The following is a 17110-nucleotide window of genomic DNA, read 5'->3' as shown; positions in this document are numbered from 1 at the left end:
CTCAGCTGCTGATACTCCGTTCACGGTACGCCCCGGGAGTGACACCGCCCCGTTTCGGCCCCGGTGCGAGCACTCCGGCGGTCAGCAGGAACTGCGCAGCGATGTAGGTGAGCATGATCCAGAAGTCGGGGGCGGGCAGCTGCGGCCAGTCCGCGATGCCGGTGGCGATCAGCGCGTCGGAGAGCAGGAAGAGCGCCCCGCCGGTGGCCGCGTACCGGCCGAGGGTGCCGGCCCGGAACGCCATCGCCGTGAGCAGCAGGCTGTAGCCGGTCACCGGGATCCGCAGATCCGCGGGCAGCCCGTCCCAGAGCAGCGCGACGAAGACGGTCAGGACGACGGCGTACGCGATCCCGGCGGGCAGCGAACCGCGCGCCCGTCCGAAGAGCCACAGGTAGCAGACGTGACCCGCGGCGAAGGAGCCCATCCCGATGAGGAAGGCGGCATCGGCGTCGAGCAGCAGGAACGTGTCGCCGCCCCAGCCGAACAGCAGCGCCGCGACGAGCAGCCGGGGCCCGCGCCGGGCGGCGGCGTACCCCGCCAGCAGCGGCATCAGCAGCGGCTTGGCGACGACGTGGGCGGCCGGGACGTCGGCGAGCAGGCCGACGAGGTCGACGGCCGAGGCCACGAGGAAGGCGATGAACAGCGGGCGCACGAGGCGCTCCCGCCGGTCCGGTACGGCGTCCGCGCTCATCCGGCGCTCTCCTGGGCGGGGGCGGCCTTACGGGCTGCCGTTCCGGCCGGCTGCCAACCGGGCCCGCGGAAGATCCGCCCGGCCCGCTCGCTCCAGCCGCCCGCCGACCGCACGTCACGGGCGATGGCGGCGTACTCGTGGGTGGCGACGCGGAGCGGATTGAAGGTGTCGATGTTCTTGGTGAGCCCGAACACGGGCCGCTCGGTCTCGGCGGTGAAGGACCCGAAGAACCGGTCCCACAGGATCAGGATGCCGCCGAAGTTCCGGTCCAGGTAGCCGCCCTGCGAGGCGTGGTGCACCCGGTGGTGGGAGGGCGTGTTCAGTACGTACTCGAAGGGCCTGGGGAGCTTGTCGATGCGCTCCGTGTGCACCCAGAACTGGTAGACGAGGTTCGCCGACGAGCAGAAGGCGAGCGCCGCCGGATGGACTCCGCACGCGATCATCGGCAGGTAGAACGGCCAGACGGTCAGTGAGGTCCAGGGCTGGCGCAGCGCGGTGGAGAGGTTGAACTTCCGGCTGGAGTGGTGGACCACGTGGCAGGCCCAGAGGATCCGGATGACGTGGTGGCCGCGGTGCGACCAGTAGTAGAAGAAGTCCTGCGCGAGCAGCATCAGCGGGACGGTCCACCAGAGCACGGGGACGCGGAGCGGGGTCAGCTCGTAGACCGCGGTGTAGATCGCGACGATGGGCACCTTCCACAGCAGGTCGAAGACCAGGCTGCCGAGCCCCATGGTGATGCTGGTGACGGCGTCCTTCGCCTCGTACCCGGCGGCTTCGTCATCGGGATGGAAGTGGTGGAGGGCCATTTCGAGGACAGTGAGCAGGACGAAGGCTGGTATGGACCAGAGCACGACATCGGGCAGGTTCGGCGGCATACGAGCACCGTAGAACCGCAGGTCGGCCGGGGACTAGACGTTGTTACCAACAAGTATGCGAGACGCGGTGTCAGCAGTCTTTGGTGACTTCTGCCAATGCGGGCGTCGTACGATCCCTGTACTGGAGCTTCCATCGCATTCCCGCCCGGCCTGAAGGCCGGGATTCCCACGACGCGGCGAGGGCGGAGCGCCTGTCCGACGACGATCGGGCGCAGCTCGACACGTACGAGGGCGCGCTGCGGCGGGCGGTCGGAATGCGCCGGGATCTGGGCCGGCCGGCGACCAACCCGAGCGCATCGTCCGCCGCCCCTAAACCCCCACCGCCCCCAACAACTCCCCCGCCGCATAAGTAACCGCCATCGCCACCACTCCCCCGCCCATGTTCCGCAGCACCGCGGGCCCCGCCGCCGCGTCGCCCAGGCGGGCGCTCCACCAGCCCGTCAGCGCCAGCGCCGCCAGTACCGACAGCACGGTCACAAGGAGCCTCAGCGACGACGGCGGCAGCACGATCGCCAGCAGGGGCAGCAGCGCGCCCGCCGTGAACGCCAGGAAGCTCGCGCCCGCCGCATGCCACGGGTCCGTCAGCTCGTCCGGGTCGATGCCCAGCTCGACCTCCGCGTGGGCGCGCAGCGCATCGCGTTCGGTGAGCTGGAGGGCGGCCTCTCGGGCGACTTCCCGGCTCAGGCCCTTGCCCTCCAACAGACCGGTGAGTTCCACGAGTTCGGCCTCCGGGGTCTCCGCCAGCTCGCGTTTCTCCGTCGCCAGCGCGGCCCGCTCCGAATCGCGCTGGGTGGAGACCGATACGTACTCGCCCGCCGCCATCGACATGGACCCGGCCAGCAGTCCGGCCAGGCCTGCCGTGAGCAGAGTGCCGCGGTCACCGGTGGCGCCGGCCACGCCGACGACCAGGCCCGCGGTGGAGACCACACCGTCGTTGGCACCGAGGACCGCGGCACGCAGCCAGTTCAGCCGCGTGCCGAGCCCGTTGCCGTGCGCTTCGTCATGCGCCTGGGTATCCGTCACCCGGGGATGGTCTCACCTCGTCCGGTCACCAGACGCGTACCGACCCGCCCGGCGCGAAGGCGGGGCTGGTCGCGTCCGGCGGAACCTCCTTCAGCGGCTCGGCGATCTCCTCGACCGTCGGGCCGACCTTGGCCGCGATGCGGTCGAGCGCCGCCAGGTCGAACCCGTAGACGCGCGCGGCGTTGCCGCCGGTCATTGCCGCGATCTCCTCGGGCGGCAGTCCCGCGTACGCGATCCGCAGGCCCTCCCGTGAGTACGGGGCAGTGCCCTCGTCGTGCGGGTAGTCGCTGCCCCACATGATCTTGTCGAGGCCGATCCGGTCGCGCAGCGGCACCTCGTGGGGCCGCATGAAGCTGGCGCCCACGTAGCAGTTGTCGCGCCAGACCTCACTGGGGCTGTTCCCCATCGAAGCAGCCAGTCCCGCACCGAACTTGGACTCGGCGGTGGATGCCCTGGTCGCCGCCGCGACCAGCCGTCCGTGGTAGTAGTCCAGCATCTCCACGACACCCGGGATCCAGCCGGAGCCCTGTTCGGTGAGGACCAGTTTCAGCCCGGGGTGGCGGCGGAACGCCCCGCCGAAGACCAGGTGCCACAGCGCCCGGTGCGAGAACCAGGTCGTCTCCACCATGAAGACGGCGCGGGCGGCCGGTTCGTCGCCGAGCGGCGGGGATGCCGAGCCACCGTGGTGGTTCACCGGTACGTCCAGCTCCTCGCAGACCGCCCACAGCGGGTCGTACACCTGGGAGTACAGCTCCGGGACGCCGGAGCCGGGCGGGGCGCCGGGCAGCAGGATGCCGCCGGTGAGGCCCGCGTCCTTGGTGCGTCGGACCTCGCGGACGGCCTCCTCGGGGTCGTTGAGGAGGATCTGCGCGACGCCCGCGCGCCGGCCCGGTACCTGCGCGCAGAAGTCAGCGAGCCAGCGGTTGTGGGCGCGCAGGCCGGCCCAGCGCTGTTCGTACTCCGCCCGGGACGGCGCGGGCGCCATCAGGGAGGCGGAGGGGAAGAACGGCGGGATGGTGTTGGGGAAGACGACCTCCGCGACGATGCCGTCCGCCTCCAGCTCCGCGACGCGGCGTGCGGAGTTCCAGTTGCGGTCGGCGGTGTCGGCGAGGAGGTCCTCGTACGGATTGACATAGCCGGCCGCCCAGGCGTCGAAGTCGTCGTGGTACTTCTTCTCCAGGTACGGCTTGTAGTCGAGGAGGTCGGCGCCCGCGTGGCAGTCGGCGGAGATGACCGTGTAGCGGTCCATGTGCCGGTCCATCACTGAACCCCCAGGACCGGGAAGTCGTGGTCGGTCAGCCAGTGCCGGCCCACTTCGCGCGACCTGGCCCAGGACGCTTCGACCGCTGTCTGGTCGGCGCTCTGGCCCAGATCCTCGGGTGTGGGGCCGATGCGCTCGGCGATCGGGGCGAGTTTCGCCGTGTCGAAGCCGAAGACCTCGGCCGCGGCGAGACCCAGCATGCGGCGGGTCTCGGCCACCGGGATGTCGTGGAAGGTGTTGCGCAGCCAGTTCGCGGTGTTCGGCCAGGTGCCTTCAGGGTGCGGGAAGTCGCTGCCCCACAGGATGTTGTCGACGCCGATCTCGTACCGCTGGGCGAGTTCGCGGCGTTTGGTGTTGGTGGCGCAGATGAAGACCTGGCGGTCGAGGTACTCGTGCGGGGGCCGCTTCAGTTCGGCGAACGGGGAGAGCTTCTTTCCGCCGTGGGCGCCGAGGTAGAGCCGGTCCATGAACCAGAGGAGGTTCGGCAGCCACCAGCACCCGGACTCGGCGACGCCGAACCTCAGCCCGGGATGGCGTTCGAAGGCGCCCGACCAGAGCAGGAACCAGAGCGGGCGGGAAGGCCACCAGGTGACCTCGGAGACGTAGATCCCGAGGTGGTCGCCGTACTCGTGGCGCGGGGCCGCCCCGGAGTGTGTGACCACCGGCATGGCCGTCTCGGCGGCGGCCGCCCACACGGGGTCGTAACGGCGGTCGTGGTACGGGGCCTTGTCCACCCACATGGAGGGGATCATGAGCGCGCCGAGTCCGGACTCCTTGGCCCGGTGGATCTCCGCGACGACCCGGTCGACCTCGCCGGTGACGGGCAACAGGGCGACCCCGCAGTGGCGTTCGGGGTTCTGCGAGACGAATTCGGCGAGCCAGCGGTTGTGGGCCTGCGCGCCCGCCATACCCAGTTCCGGATCCTGGTCGCCGGAGAGCCCGAGGCCCACGCCGAACGGGGCGGCGGTCCGGCTGTCGACGGCGTCCGCGTCGGGGAAGACGACCTCGGCCGCCACCCCGTCGCCGTCCAGTTCCTTCAGGCGCCGGGCGGCGTCCCAGCCACCTTTCAGGCCTTCCTCGTTGTCGTGGAACCACTTGTCGGCGAAGGCCTCGTTGCGTACACCGAGGCGGGTCATCTCCTCCCGGCGGCGGTCGCGCCCGGCGAGGAAGTCGTCGAAGTCCCGGTGGAAGCGGGGGTCGAGATAGGGCCGGTACTCCTCGGTGGGCAGCCCGGCGTGGCAGTCGGAGGAGATGATCAGGTACGGGTCGTCGGTCATCGCTCGCTCCTCAGTCGAGTACGAAGCTCTCCAGGTACGACGGGTTGGTCCGGTCGAGCATCGACTGCGACCTGGCGCGGATCTGCCGGTCGCTGTGCTCGCTGTCCGGCAGCATCCAGAAGCGGTCGGCGCGTATCCCGTCCACGACGGTCCCCGCGACGTCCTCCACCGGGGTGAACTCCACCTCCTGGCCCGCCGCCCGCATGGCGGACTCCCACTGGTCGAGGCTGCGGTACGGGGTCCGGCGCGGGCGCGTCTTGGCGTACCGCTCCGGCCGGTTGCGGTGCGACTCCCACAGCCCGGTACGGAGCATGTGGGGGCCGGGGAAGAGCACCGAGGCGCCGACCGGCGCGCCCTCCGCCTTCAGATGTGCGTACAGCGACTCGGTCATCGTGACGACGGCGGACTTGGTGACCGCGTAGACGGAGGCGGTGGGCAGCGGGGCGATGCCGCCGTCGCCGGACGAGGTGTTGACGACATGGCCGGGGCCGCCGCCCGCGATCATGCGCGGCACGAACGCCTGGATGCCGTGGAAGACACCCCACACATTGACCGCGAACGCCCACTTCCAGTCGTTCGGCTCGTGCTCCCACATCCGGCCCTCGGCCCCGGAGCCGACACCGGCGTTGTTGCACAGCACATGGACGGCGCCGAAGGTGTCGTACGCGGCGTCGGCGAGAGCCTGCACGGAGTCCCGCTCGCTGACGTCGACCACCCGCGCCAGCACCTGCGCACCGTCCTCGCGCAGCTCCCCCGCCGCCTTGTCGAGCGCACCTTCCTCCACATCGGCGAGGACGACCTTCAGTCCCTCGGCGGCGAACCTGCGTGCCATCGCCAGGCCGATGCCGCTCGCGGCGCCGGTGACGACGGCGACCTGGCCCTCCTCCAGTCTCATCGGACGCTCCCTTCCGGCGGGCCGTCGTGGATCTGCTGCGGGTCGTCGTAACGCTGGTGGATGTACGGCAGCAGGGCCTGGGCGCTCACCCTCTCCACGGCCCTGCCCTGCTGGTCGCTGGTCTTCTCGCCGATGGTGAGGTCGACCAGCCGTCGTACGGGGAGGTCGGCGACCGGGTCGTACATCGACTCGCGCAGCACCACATCGCCCGAGATGCGTTCCAGCCTGCGGACCTTCTCGTGACGGGTGCAGTGGATCAGGACGGGGTCGGAGTCGAAGCCCTCGCCGTCCACCGCGGGCAGGAATTTGAAGTAGAAGTCGAGCTTGGCCGTCGGCCGGGGCAGCGGGAGCGGCCCGCTGACCGCGCCGCGCACCTCGACGAACGCGATGCCGTGCCGGGCGAGCGCGGCACGGACGACGGGGCCGTCGCGTTCGACGGTCACCTCGCCGAGCTTCTTCGGTTCGCCGAACACCTCACGGCCGCCGATCAGAGCCCGTTCATGGGTCATCGGCATGACGAGCGGGTACCAGCCCTCGTGGCCGTCGTGGACGGCGGCGACGGCGACGGAGCCCGCACCGAGTGGGTAACCGGGGAGTTCGACCGTACTGATGTTGGCCCGGACGAGCGGGCGCTCGGCGGGTTTGAGGGGCGGCGGGAGGACGGCCGCCACCGCGTCGGGATCGCTCTCCCAGAGGGCCACCACACCGGTGGACCAGATGTCGGGGAGTGTGGAGCGGGCCGCGCGGGCCGCCGCGATCTCGGCCTCGGTGCGCGCGCCGTACCGTACACGTGCCATGCCGTACCACCCTTCTCGGTCGTCCGTGAATCGGTTCTCCGTGTCTCGGTGTCCCGGTTCTCCGTACGGTTCTGTAACACAGTTACACCGACGCCGATGAAGGGTAAATAGGCATGCACGTAATGGAGTTCGAGAATCAAGGAGCGCTGTGGCGCGATCGTCACTGACCCGCGAACAGGTCCTGGACACGGCCGGCGCCCTGGTGAAGCGGCACGGCCCGCAGGCCCTCACCATGCGCGCTCTCGCCGCGGAACTGGGCACCGCGGTCACGTCGATCTACTGGCACGTCGGCAATCGTGAATCGCTGCTGGACGCCCTCGTCGAGCGCACCGTGCAGGAGATGGGCACCCTCCGCCCGGCCGGCCGGACCCCGGCGGCCCGTATCGTCTCCGTCGCCCGCGGCCTGCGCCGCGAACTGCGGGCCAGGCCGCATCTGATCGCGATGGTCCACGAACGAGGGCTCACCGAGCGGATGTTCCTCCCCGCGCAACAGGCCCTCGTCCACGAGGTGCACGCCGCGGGGCTGCGCGGGGCGCGGGCGGCGGCAGCGGTGCGGGCGGTGCAGTTCCAGACCGTCGGCTTCCTGCTCGTCGAACGCAACCGGGAGCGGTCCCCCGTCCAGTCACCCGGCGAGGGAGATCTGTGGACCGCGTCCACCGCGGACGACGACCCCGCACTGGCCCGCGCACTGGCCCGGCCCGCCGACCCGGACCGGCTGTTCGCGGATTCCGTACGGGCCCTGGTGGAGGGGCTGCTGGCCGGGTCCGTACACCGGGGGCCGCGCCGCGGAACCGGCATGCGGGGGCGGGAGACCGCCGAATAGGAGACTGTCAGTCGCGGCCCGTATTCTCTGTGACCATGCTCGACGACCGCCAGACCGCAGCACCGTGGCCGACCGCCTACCCGCAGGGGTACGCGGTCGTCGACGTGGAGACCACCGGACTCGCACGGGACGACCGGATAGTGTCCGCCGCCGTCTACCGCCTGGACGCGCAGGGCAATGTCGAGGACCACTGGTACACCCTCGTCAACCCTCAGCGTGATCCCGGTCCTGTCTGGATCCACGGGCTGACCAGTGATGTCCTCGAAGGCGCTCCGCTCTTCCCGGAGGTCGCCGCCGAGCTCTCCGAGCGGCTCGCGAACCGCGTGCTCGTCGCGCACAACGCTGCTTTCGACTGGTCGATGCTGGCCCGGGAGTACGCACGGGCCTCGGTCACCGCCCCCGTCGAGCAGCGGCTGTGCACCATCGCGCTCTCCAAGGAGCTGCGGCTGCCGCTGCCCAACCACAAGCTGGAGTCGCTGGCCGCGCACTTCGGAGTCGTGCAGCAGCGCGCCCACCACGCCCTGGACGACGCCCGGGTGCTGGCCGAGGCGTTCCGGCCGAGTCTGCATGCGGCGGCGCGGGGCGGGGTGCGGCTGCCGTTGCTGGAGTGCCGGCCGCTGACCGAGTGGTCGGACTCCCCGGTCACACCGCGGGTCGGCCACCAGCCTTCGTACGGTCAGAACAGCTGGCGTCCCTCGCGCAAGCGTCCGGCGTGCCCGTATCCGAACCCCGGACGGTACGAGAAGGACAAGCCCCTCATGCAGGGCATGCGGGTGGCGTTCTCGGGGGACACCTCCGTCGACCGCGAGCTGCTGGAGGACCGGGCCGTGGAGGCCGGGCTGCATGTGGCGACCGGTGTGTCCCGGCTGACCAGCCTGCTCGTCACCAATGACCCGGACTCGGCGACGTCGAAGACGGTGAAGGCGAAGTCGTTCGGCACACCGGTTCTGGACGAGAGCGCGTTCACCCATCTGTTGCGCGATGTGGCGCCGGCGTCGACGCGGGCGGCCGCGCCGTCATCGGAGTGAACCGGGGACGACTCGCCCGCCCGCCGCTCGCCCGCCGCCGCCCTTGCATCCCACCCTGTGGCGCATGGCACGTTGCGAGGTTTGCGGAAATGACTACGGCATGTCCTTCGAGGTGCACGCGCAGGGCGCGGTGCACGTCTTCGACTGTTTCTCCTGCGCCATTCACCGCATGGCGCCCATCTGTGAACACTGCAGGGTCCAGATCATCGGTCAGGGGGTCGAGGTCGACGGGCACTGGTTCTGCGGCGGTCACTGCGCCCGCGCCGAGGGGAAGGTGGGCATCATCGACAAAGTCTGATCACCGGCCGCCGCGCCCCCTTCCCCCACCCCTCCGCGATGCACCCCATGACGCAGTTGTACCGTCATGGGGTGTACCGCTTCCTGTTGACCCGGCAGTGGCTGATCCTCGCCCTCCTCTCCCTCGTCCTGATTCCCACGATGGTCGAGCTGGGCTTCTGGCAGTTGCACCGGCATGAGCACAAGGTCGCGCAGAACTCTCTGATCTCCCACAACCTCAAGGCGAAACCGGTTCCGGTCGCCTCGCTCACCTCTCCGGGTCACACGGTCCCGCGCTCCGACTACTGGCGAGCGGTGACGGCCACGGGTACGTACGACACCGCGCACGAGGTGGTCGTACGCCGCAGGACCTCCACCGACGGCCGGATCGGCGTCCATGTACTGATCCCGCTCGACCTCAAGGGCGGCGGTACGGTCCTGGTCAACCGCGGCTGGGTGCCCTCCGCCGAAAGCCAGCGCGCCTTCCCCGACGTACCCGCCGTTCCCAAGGGTGAAGTGACCGTCACCGGGCGGCTCAAGGCCGACGAGACGACGAGCGCCAGCGGCATCAAGGACATCTCGGACCTGCCGGACCGCCAGGTGATGCTGATCAACAGCGCCCAGGAGGCCAAGAGGCTCTCCCGGCCCGTGCTCGGCGGCTACATCGAGCAGACCGGACCCGAGTCCTCCGGCGACTCCCCGGAACTGATCGCGGCTCCCGACGACAGCTCGATCGGCCCGCACATGGCGTACGCCGTGCAGTGGTGGCTGTTCGCCGCCGGTGTCCCGGTCGGCTTCGTGGTCCTCGCCCGCAGGGAGAAGCGCGACCGGATGGAGGCCGCGGCCAAGGCCGCCGCCGGGGAGCAGGATGCCTCTGAGCCGAAGGAGCCGGAGCAGCCGGAACCCGCGACGGCCTGACACCGGCTCCGCCCGGGTGTCGGCAAGCTGTCAGTGGGCCGGCATCGGCTGTCCGTCGGAGTGACCCCCCATCTCTCCTGGAACTGCTTAGCGAGGCCCAGGTTCGGGAACACGCCAGAACGTGACCCCATGCATCGAGGACTATGCCCTCATCGGCGATCTGCAGACGGCCGCCCTGGTCGGCAGGAACGGTTCTGTCGACTGGCTCTGCCTGCCCCGCTTCGATTCGGGCGCCTGCTTCGCGGCCCTGCTCGGCGACGAGGACAACGGCCACTGGCGGATTGCTCCGAAGGGCGCCGACACCTGCACCCGGCGCGGCTATGCGGGTGACTCCCTCGTCCTGGAGACGTTCTGGGAGACCCGTACCGGCACGGTCAAGGTCATCGACTTCATGCCGCAGCGCGACCAGGAACCCGATCTCATGCGGATCATCGAGGGCATCAGCGGCACCGTCGAGATGAGCTCCGTGATCCGGCTGCGCTTCGACTTCGGCTCGGTCGTGCCGTGGGTGCGCCGCTCGCAGGGGCACCGGGTGGCGGTCGCGGGGCCGGACTCGGCCTGGCTGCGCAGCGAGCCGCCGGTCAGAACGTGGGGCCAGCAGTTCTCCACCTGTTCGTCGTTCACCGTCTCCGAGGGCGAACAGGTGGCGTTCGTCCTGACCTGGCACCCCTCGCACTCGCCCCGCCCCGATCTCGTCGAGCCCTTCGAGGCGCTGAAAAGCACCCTGTCCGACTGGGCGGAGTGGTCCGCGCGGTGCAAGTACCGGGGCCCGTACCGGGAGGCGGTGATCCGCTCGCTGATCACGTTGAAGGCACTCACCTTCGGCCCGACCGGCGGCATCGTGGCGGCTCCCACCACCTCGCTGCCCGAGGAGATCGGCGGCGTACGGAACTGGGACTACCGCTTCTGTTGGCTGCGGGACTCCACCCTCACCCTCGGCGCCCTCATCTCGGCCGGTTATCTGGAGGAGGCCGCCGCCTGGCGGGACTGGCTGCTGCGGGCCGTCGCCGGGGACCCGGCCGACCTGCAGATCATGTACGGCCTGGCGGGCGAGCGCAGGCTGCCCGAGGCGGAGCTGCCGTGGCTGAGCGGATACGAGAACTCCAGCCCGGTCCGGATCGGTAACGCCGCGGTCCGCCAGCGTCAGCTCGATGTGTACGGAGAGGTCATCGACTCGTTGCGGCTCGCGCGCGAGGCGGGCCTGGACGACAAGCCGCACGCCTGGAGTCTTCAGCTCAGCCTGCTCGGCTTCCTGGAGTCCACCTGGCGCGAGCCGGACGAGGGTCTGTGGGAGATCCGAGGCCAGCGCCGCCACTTCGTGCACTCCAAGGTGATGGCCTGGGTCGCCGCCGACCGTGCCGTACGCACCCTGGAGAAGAACCCCTCGCTGGCCGGCGACGCCGAGCGGTGGCGGGTGATGCGGGACGCCGTGCACCGGGAGGTGTGCGAGAAGGGGTTCGACCCGGTACGGAACACCTTCACGCAGTCCTACGGCTCCCGGAATCTGGACGCCGCGACGCTGCTGATCGCCCGGAGCGGGTTCCTGCCGCCGGACGATCCCCGGATGATCGGGACGGTCGACGCGGTCCGGGACGAGCTGGGCAGCGGCTGCCTGGTCCGCCGCTACAGCACGGACGGCAGCTCGATCGACGGACTGCCCGGCAGCGAAGGGGCCTTTCTGGCGTGCTCGTTCTGGCTGGCCGACGCCCTGCTCCTGACCGGGCGCGCCGAGGAGGCCAGAGAACTCTTCGAACAGCTCCTGGCGCTCCGCAACGATGTGGGGCTGCTCGCCGAGGAGTACGACATCGTCGGGCACCGGCAGCTCGGCAATTTCCCGCAGGCGTTCAGCCACATCGGGCTGGTGGGCACCGCCATGGCGCTGACCGGGGAGGACGCGCTGGAGGGCGACGCGGCAGGATAGGGCCCATGGATCTTGGACTGAAGGACCGTGTGTACATCGTGACCGGAGCGAGCCGGGGGCTGGGCAACGCCACGGCGCGGGCGCTGGCCGACGACGGCGCGAGGGTGATCATCACCGGCCGGGACGAGAAGCGCGTCGAGGCGGCCGCCGCCGAACTGGGGCCGGACGCCGTCGGCCTCGCCGCGGACAACGCCGACCCCGCCTCCGCACAGCGCCTTGTGGACAGCGCACACGAGCGTTTCGGCCGGCTCGACGGCATTCTCATCAGCGTCGGCGGACCGGCGCCCGGCTTCGTCGCCGACAACACCGACGAGCAGTGGCAGTCGGCCTTCGAGTCGGTTTTCCTGGGCGCGGTACGCCTTGCCAGGGCCGCGGCGGCCACGCTCGGCGAGGGCGGTGTCATCGGTTTCGTGCTCTCCGGCTCCGTGTACGAGCCGATCGCCGGGCTGACGATCTCCAACGGTCTGCGCCCCGGCCTGGCCGGTTTCGCCAAGTCCCTGGCCGATGAGCTCGGTCCCCGGGGCATCCGTGTCGTGGGCGTGCTGCCGGCCCGGATCGACACGGACCGGGTGCGTGAGCTGGATGCGCTCTCGGGCGATGCGGAAGCCTCTCGCGCGGCCAATGAGGCACGTATTCCGCTGCGGCGCTACGGCACGCCGGAGGAGTTCGGCCGGACCGCGGCGTTCCTGCTCTCTCCCGCGGCGTCGTACCTGACGGGCATCATGCTGCCGGTCGACGGCGGCTCCCGGCACGGCTTCTGAACCGGCCCGCTCTGCCCTGGAGCGCCGGACGGGTTCGATTCCTCAAGCCCGTCCGGCGATCGGGGGCACCACGGCAACGGCCGTCAACTCACCCTTTCCGCACGGTGCTTGACCGCCCTCAACCGCACCTCGGCCGGGAGCTCCGCCAGCCCGGCCGAATCCCGCGCATGGGCCAGTGCCTCGTCGGTGAGGCGGCCGAGCGCCTCGTCCGGCGCCGCGTGCGGCTCCATCAGCAGGCGGATCCTGGCGCGCGGCGAACTGCGCCGGCCGGTCAGCACGACCTGGGCGCGGGCCACCCCGTCCAAGGTCCCCGCCTCATCGGCGAGCACCCCCTCCAGGGCCCGGCCCCGCAGGAGCGCACCCTCGCCGTCGCCGCTGTCCACCAGCACCTCGGCGAGACGGGCGCGGCGCAGCTGGGCCAGCAGCCACCACAGGGCGAGGACGACCACGACGGCCAGGACCGCGATCACCGTCGGCCACCACCAGCTCTCGCCGCGCCAGCGGTTCCGGTCGGCCTGGCTGAGGAGCACATCGCCCTTGCCGTACCAGGGCCACCAGGACGGTACGGAGAGGCCTAGCCCGGCTGCGAGCACCGCACCGCCGCCGCAGATCAGCACCAGCCCGGCCAGGCCGAGCAGTGCCCGGTTGACGGTCCTGAGCAACGGGCTCACCCCTTCTTCGCGGGACGGCGGACTTGTACGGACAGGCTCGGCGGCCTGGCCAGGCCCAGATCCTTGATGCCGGTCCCGAGCACGGTGTCCAGATCGGCCCGTACGTCGTCGAGTTCACGGAAGTGCGACACCGCACGCACCCCGACCTTGCCCCGGCCCATCCGGACCCGTACCGACTGCACACCCGACACCTCGATGGCCCGGTCCCGCAGGACCAGTGCGGCCGCGGCCCGGTCGAGGCCCGCCCGTACACCGGGGCGGTCGCGGCGCATCGGCAGCAGGTCGCGGAGTCCGGGGGTGACGGCGAGCACGAGCAGCCACAGGCCGATCGCCACGGCGGCCGCCGCGCCGGCCAGCACCCAGACGTTGTCCAGCGGCCGCCCGGCGAGCTCGTCGGCCAGCGTGCGGCGCCACTGCATCGCCGGGTGGCCGGCCCGTACCGCCGCCACGTCGTAGAGCAGCAGACCGGTGCCGCCGAGGATCACCAGGGCGAGGATCGCCGCGGGGACGCGGCGCGCGGACCAGAAACGGCCCGCCCTGCCGCCGCTCTCCTGCTGCGCGGGCGCCGGGTCGTAGGCGGCGGACGAGGCGGACTGGTCGAGTTCGAGCACGGTCCCCTGTTCGACGGGCCGGGTGGTGGGCAGCCGTTGCGTACGGTGTTCCGGTTCGTGGGGCTCGGTCATCGGATCCTCCCCTGTGCCGCGATGCTCGCTCCGGTCGGATGCAGGCGCTCGACCTGTACGGCAACCTCGGGCACTTCCATCCCCGCCAACGCCTTTACCCGTTCGACGACATGCCGACGCACGCCGCCGCACTGGCGCCCGATGTCGGAGGGATATCCGAGCTCCAGGCTCACCCGGACCCGGGCGGTGTCGCGGTGCACCGTGACCGTGGCGCGCGGCGAGGCGCCTTCCTCCGGCGGCTCGTCGATCGCCTCCTTCGCCGCCTGCGCGGCGATCTTCGCGACCACCCGGTCGGCGATCCGGGTCTCCCCGCGCTCACCGGCGGCGACCCGGCCGCTCGCCCCCGACAACGCCGTCACCGCCGTCGGTCGCCGCGCTCGCGACTCCGGAAGAAGTCGCCGGGCTCCAGGTCACCCTCCAGGAAGCGACCGGCGATGAAGCCGATCGCCCCCAACGCGGCCACCAGCACAAAGGCTCCGAATCCGCCGAAGTACCCGGCGAATCCGAGCGCCATGCCGGCCACCATGCCGACCACAGCCATGTTCATCCTGTGCTCCTCAACTGCCTCGCGTCAGAGGCCCTAGTGGAGACGTGGCTCGGACTCTTCGTCCTCTTCGTCGGGCAGCTTCACATCGCTGACCGCGATATTGACCTCGACGACTTCGAGGCCCGTCATCCTCTCGACCGCCGCGACCACGTTCTCCCGTACGTCCCGGGCGACATCGGCGATCGACACGCCGTAGTCGACGACGATCTCCAGATCGAGGGCGGTCTGTGATTCGCCGACCTCCGCCTTGACCCCTCGGGTGACGGACTTCCCACCTCCGGGTACCCGTTCGCGCACTGCTCCGAACGTACGCGCGAAGCCACTGCCCATCGCATGGACACCGACCACGTCACGTGCCGCCATTCCCGCGATCTTCTCGACCACGCCGTCGGCGATGGTCGTACGGCCACGGGTGGCGGGGTCTCCCCCGCCACGCTTGATGAGCGGGGTCGATTCCTTGTCGGGGCTCTCGGGACGGTTCCGCTGTGGGGTGTCGGTCATCGCCACTCTTCCCTTCGGGGCAGGTTGGACCTCGTTGCCCACATTAAGTGCGCTTGCCCCGTCTCGCGCCGTGGATGCGGCAGGCTGGGGAAATGACGACGGCTGACAGCCCACACAGGGCCGACGGATGGACAGCAGCGGTTCGGCAGCGGCTCGGCCTGGGCCGGCTGCTTCCGCTGGGCGGTCCGGCGGACGGGGCCTGGATCTCGGAGCGGGCCGCGGCCTGGGTGCTGCGTGACGCGGTGGGCGGGCCGGGACCTGGACCGGTGCTCGGGGAGCTCAGGATCTCCGTGGCTGATCCCGACCGGGCCCCGGACGCGGAGGTGGAACCGCCGCCGAGTGCGCTGCCGCCGGGGCCGCTGCGGATCGAGGCGACCATGTCGGCGATGTCCGGCCGGCCGCTGCCCGCCGCGGCCGCGGCGCTGCGCTCGGCGCTGCTGACGGCGGCCGGGCACCGGCTGGGCCTGGTGGTCGCCGAGGTGGATCTCCGGGTGACGGAGCTGCTGGACGCACCACCCGAACGGCGGGCGCCCGCACCGGCCGAAGTGCGCTCGGCGAGGCCGGAGGGGGCGGCGGGGCTCGCTGCCGCGGGTGTTCCGGGTGTCGTGACGCTGACCCGGGTGCTGGGCGACGCGGTGCACGCGGGCCCGGGCCGGGTACGGGTCGAACTGGCGACGGACTCCGGCCACCGGGCGCTCGATGTGGCACGTGCGGTACGGGGCGCGGTGGCGGATGCGGTGGAGGGGCGTCCCTCGGTCGCGGTGCTGGTCACGGCGGTGGTGGAGCGGGACTGACCACCGGACGGCCCTGAGGAGCGAGCCCGCCCGGCGATCGAGGGCACAGCCCTCTCAGTCGGTGATGCCCGCCAGGTCGCGCAGACGGCGGCCCTGAGCGGCGCGTTCGGCGACGCGCTGCTCCTCGTAACCACGGGAGACGGCACCGCTCAGCAGCGCCTTGGTCTCCACGACCGCGTCGCGCGGGGCGGCCAGCAGTGCGCCGGCCAGATCGCGGGCGGCGGCGTCCAGCTCGTCGGCGGGGACGACGAGGTTGGCCAGGCCGGTGCGCTCGGCCTCCGCGGCGTGCACGAAGCGGCCCGTGGCGCAGATTTCGAGCGCGCGGGCGTACCCGACCAGGTTGACCAGGGGGTGCGTGCCGGTGAGGTCGGGGACCAGACCGAGGCTGGTCTCGCGCATGGCGAACTGCACGTCCTCGGCGACGATCCGCAGATCGCAGGCGAGGGCGAGCTGGAAGCCGGCACCGATCGCATGCCCCTGGACGGCCGCGACCGACACGATGTCGTTGCGGCGCCACCAGGTGAACGCCTCCTGGTACTCGGCGATGGTCGCGTCGAGCTCGGTCTCCGGGCCGCGCGCCATGTCGAGGAAGGACGGCTCACCGTCGAACCCCTCGGGGGTGAACGCCTGCCGGTCGAGGCCCGCGGAGAAGGACTTGCCCTCGCCGCGGAGCACAACGACCCGCACATTGCCGGGCAGTGCCCGTCCGGCCTCTGTCAACGCCCGCCACAGAGCGGGGGACTGAGCGTTGCGCTTGGCCGGATTGGTGAGGGTCACCGTGGCAACCGCGTCATCGACGGTGAGTCGTACGCCGTCCTTGTCGAGCACAGAGTCGAGCGAGGTCATGGGGCGCCTCCGGATCGGGTCAGTCAGCACTTCGAGCTAAGTGACTGAACAGTAACCACCCGGCCGACATCACGATCGACCGGGTGGCCACCGCCGAAACCGGTGAGCCCCGGGGCGAGCCTTACGACCTGCCCCGATCCGCCGAAGCCGTCAGGCCGTGGCGGCCTTCTTGCCTCGTGTCGCTCCGCCGCGTCCACGCAGCGCGACTCCGGACTCACTGAGCATCCGGTGGACGAATCCGTAGGAGCGGCCGGTCTCTTCGGCCAACGCCCGGATGCTCGCACCGGAGTCGTACTTCTTCTTCAGGTCTGCCGCGAGCTTGTCGCGCGCGGCGCCGGTAACCCGGCTGCCCTTCTTCAGAGTCTCGGCCACCCGTGCCTCCTCATGGGAAGTGCGCTCTGGACTCTCATGATCACCCCTCGGAGGCTTCCTGGCCACCCATTCGGCAAGGTCCGTGCAACCGGATTCCCGCCCGGGGAACGGGCCCACACGACCGGAATCCCGCATTCCGTGGGGCTGTGG

Annotated in this window: 21 protein-coding genes; 7 read left to right on the top strand and 14 right to left on the bottom strand. The window is 71.0% G+C overall.

From position 1 onward, the window contains the following. Position 1: 1 nt before the first annotated feature. The 7 genes from NRF20_RS34205 to NRF20_RS34175 all read right to left on the bottom strand — a co-directional run bounded on the left by NRF20_RS34205 (position 2) and on the right by NRF20_RS34175 (position 6819). Positions 2-691, bottom strand: a complete 690-nt coding sequence (locus tag NRF20_RS34205) for a lysoplasmalogenase (protein ID WP_413753868.1) — start codon at positions 689-691, stop codon at positions 2-4. Then, a complete protein-coding gene (locus NRF20_RS34200; protein ID WP_413753867.1) occupies positions 688-1566 on the bottom strand; it encodes a sterol desaturase family protein in 879 nt (292 codons plus the stop codon). Before NRF20_RS34200 ends, NRF20_RS34205 begins: the two co-directional genes overlap by 4 nt. 309 nt (positions 1567-1875) lie before the next feature. Further along, positions 1876-2589, bottom strand: coding sequence for a VIT family protein (locus tag NRF20_RS34195; RefSeq protein ID WP_413753866.1), 714 nt, complete (start codon positions 2587-2589; stop codon positions 1876-1878). Between the two features lie 25 nt (positions 2590-2614). Beyond that, positions 2615-3838 (bottom strand): amidohydrolase family protein, encoded by a 1224-nt coding sequence (locus NRF20_RS34190; RefSeq protein WP_398632301.1) that lies wholly within the window; start codon positions 3836-3838, stop codon positions 2615-2617. Positions 3839-3849: 11 nt separating this feature from the next. Next, positions 3850-5127, bottom strand: a complete 1278-nt coding sequence (locus tag NRF20_RS34185) for an amidohydrolase family protein (RefSeq protein WP_398632300.1) — start codon at positions 5125-5127, stop codon at positions 3850-3852. Positions 5128-5137: 10 nt separating this feature from the next. Then, entirely contained in the window at positions 5138-6022 is an 885-nt protein-coding gene (locus NRF20_RS34180) for an SDR family oxidoreductase (RefSeq protein ID WP_266362472.1), read from the bottom strand. Continuing rightward, positions 6019-6819, bottom strand: a complete 801-nt coding sequence (locus tag NRF20_RS34175) for an acetoacetate decarboxylase family protein (RefSeq protein ID WP_266362470.1) — start codon at positions 6817-6819, stop codon at positions 6019-6021. The genes NRF20_RS34180 and NRF20_RS34175 overlap by 4 nt, the downstream gene beginning before the upstream one ends. Before the next feature lie 148 nt (positions 6820-6967). Between NRF20_RS34175 and NRF20_RS34170 the strand changes: the two genes are divergently transcribed. The 6 genes from NRF20_RS34170 (at position 6968) to NRF20_RS34145 (ending at position 12546) form a co-directional block, all read left to right on the top strand. Then, positions 6968-7642, top strand: coding sequence for a TetR/AcrR family transcriptional regulator (locus NRF20_RS34170; protein ID WP_398632299.1), 675 nt, complete (start codon positions 6968-6970; stop codon positions 7640-7642). Between the two features lie 29 nt (positions 7643-7671). Then, positions 7672-8670, top strand: coding sequence for a DEDDh family exonuclease (locus tag NRF20_RS34165; RefSeq protein ID WP_413753865.1), 999 nt, complete (start codon positions 7672-7674; stop codon positions 8668-8670). Between the two features lie 64 nt (positions 8671-8734). Beyond that, positions 8735-8968: a hypothetical protein gene (locus NRF20_RS34160; RefSeq protein ID WP_072482991.1), complete on the top strand. Its 234-nt coding sequence runs from the start codon at positions 8735-8737 to the stop codon at positions 8966-8968. A 71-nt stretch (positions 8969-9039) separates the two neighbouring features. Further along, positions 9040-9864 carry an SURF1 family protein gene (locus NRF20_RS34155; protein ID WP_398632332.1) on the top strand — a complete coding sequence of 275 codons (825 nt, stop codon included), beginning with the start codon at positions 9040-9042 and terminating at the stop codon, positions 9862-9864. A gap of 121 nt (positions 9865-9985) precedes the next feature. Further along, positions 9986-11785, top strand: coding sequence for a glycoside hydrolase family 15 protein (locus NRF20_RS34150; protein ID WP_398632297.1), 1800 nt, complete (start codon positions 9986-9988; stop codon positions 11783-11785). Positions 11786-11790: 5 nt separating this feature from the next. Continuing rightward, entirely contained in the window at positions 11791-12546 is a 756-nt protein-coding gene (locus tag NRF20_RS34145) for an SDR family oxidoreductase (RefSeq protein WP_266362462.1), read from the top strand. A gap of 83 nt (positions 12547-12629) precedes the next feature. Here NRF20_RS34145 and amaP read toward each other — a convergent pair whose 3' ends face one another. Genes amaP through NRF20_RS34120 form a run of 5 tightly spaced genes read right to left on the bottom strand, consistent with a single transcriptional unit; the run spans position 12630 to position 14948 of the window. Then, positions 12630-13208: an alkaline shock response membrane anchor protein AmaP gene (amaP, locus tag NRF20_RS34140; protein ID WP_398632331.1), complete on the bottom strand. Its 579-nt coding sequence runs from the start codon at positions 13206-13208 to the stop codon at positions 12630-12632. A 5-nt stretch (positions 13209-13213) separates the two neighbouring features. Continuing rightward, positions 13214-13900 carry a DUF6286 domain-containing protein gene (locus NRF20_RS34135; protein WP_266362458.1) on the bottom strand — a complete coding sequence of 229 codons (687 nt, stop codon included), beginning with the start codon at positions 13898-13900 and terminating at the stop codon, positions 13214-13216. Further along, on the bottom strand, positions 13897-14259 hold the full coding sequence (locus NRF20_RS34130) for a hypothetical protein (RefSeq protein WP_398632296.1): 363 nt from the start codon (positions 14257-14259) through the stop codon (positions 13897-13899). The genes NRF20_RS34135 and NRF20_RS34130 overlap by 4 nt, the downstream gene beginning before the upstream one ends. Continuing rightward, positions 14256-14447 (bottom strand): hypothetical protein, encoded by a 192-nt coding sequence (locus NRF20_RS34125; RefSeq protein ID WP_266362456.1) that lies wholly within the window; start codon positions 14445-14447, stop codon positions 14256-14258. The genes NRF20_RS34130 and NRF20_RS34125 overlap by 4 nt, the downstream gene beginning before the upstream one ends. Positions 14448-14480: 33 nt before the next feature. Then, complete coding sequence (locus tag NRF20_RS34120; RefSeq protein WP_398632294.1) at positions 14481-14948, bottom strand: Asp23/Gls24 family envelope stress response protein; 468 nt, start codon at positions 14946-14948, stop codon at positions 14481-14483. A gap of 92 nt (positions 14949-15040) precedes the next feature. On the opposite strand from NRF20_RS34120, the gene NRF20_RS34115 reads away from it, so the two are divergent. After that, complete coding sequence (locus NRF20_RS34115; RefSeq protein ID WP_398632293.1) at positions 15041-15742, top strand: hypothetical protein; 702 nt, start codon at positions 15041-15043, stop codon at positions 15740-15742. A gap of 54 nt (positions 15743-15796) precedes the next feature. On the opposite strand, the gene NRF20_RS34110 is transcribed toward NRF20_RS34115, so the two are convergent. Beyond that, a complete protein-coding gene (locus tag NRF20_RS34110; protein ID WP_398632292.1) occupies positions 15797-16588 on the bottom strand; it encodes an enoyl-CoA hydratase/isomerase family protein in 792 nt (263 codons plus the stop codon). A gap of 150 nt (positions 16589-16738) precedes the next feature. Next, on the bottom strand, positions 16739-16960 hold the full coding sequence (locus NRF20_RS34105) for a helix-turn-helix domain-containing protein (RefSeq protein WP_352163566.1): 222 nt from the start codon (positions 16958-16960) through the stop codon (positions 16739-16741). Positions 16961-17110: the final 150 nt, after the last annotated feature.

The organism is Streptomyces sp. R-74717, assembly GCF_047305335.1.
Classification (GTDB): Bacteria; Actinomycetota; Actinomycetes; order Streptomycetales; family Streptomycetaceae; genus Streptomyces; species Streptomyces atratus.
Note: the sequence above shows the minus strand (reverse complement) of the source record. Positions and strands in the feature narration are given on the sequence as shown.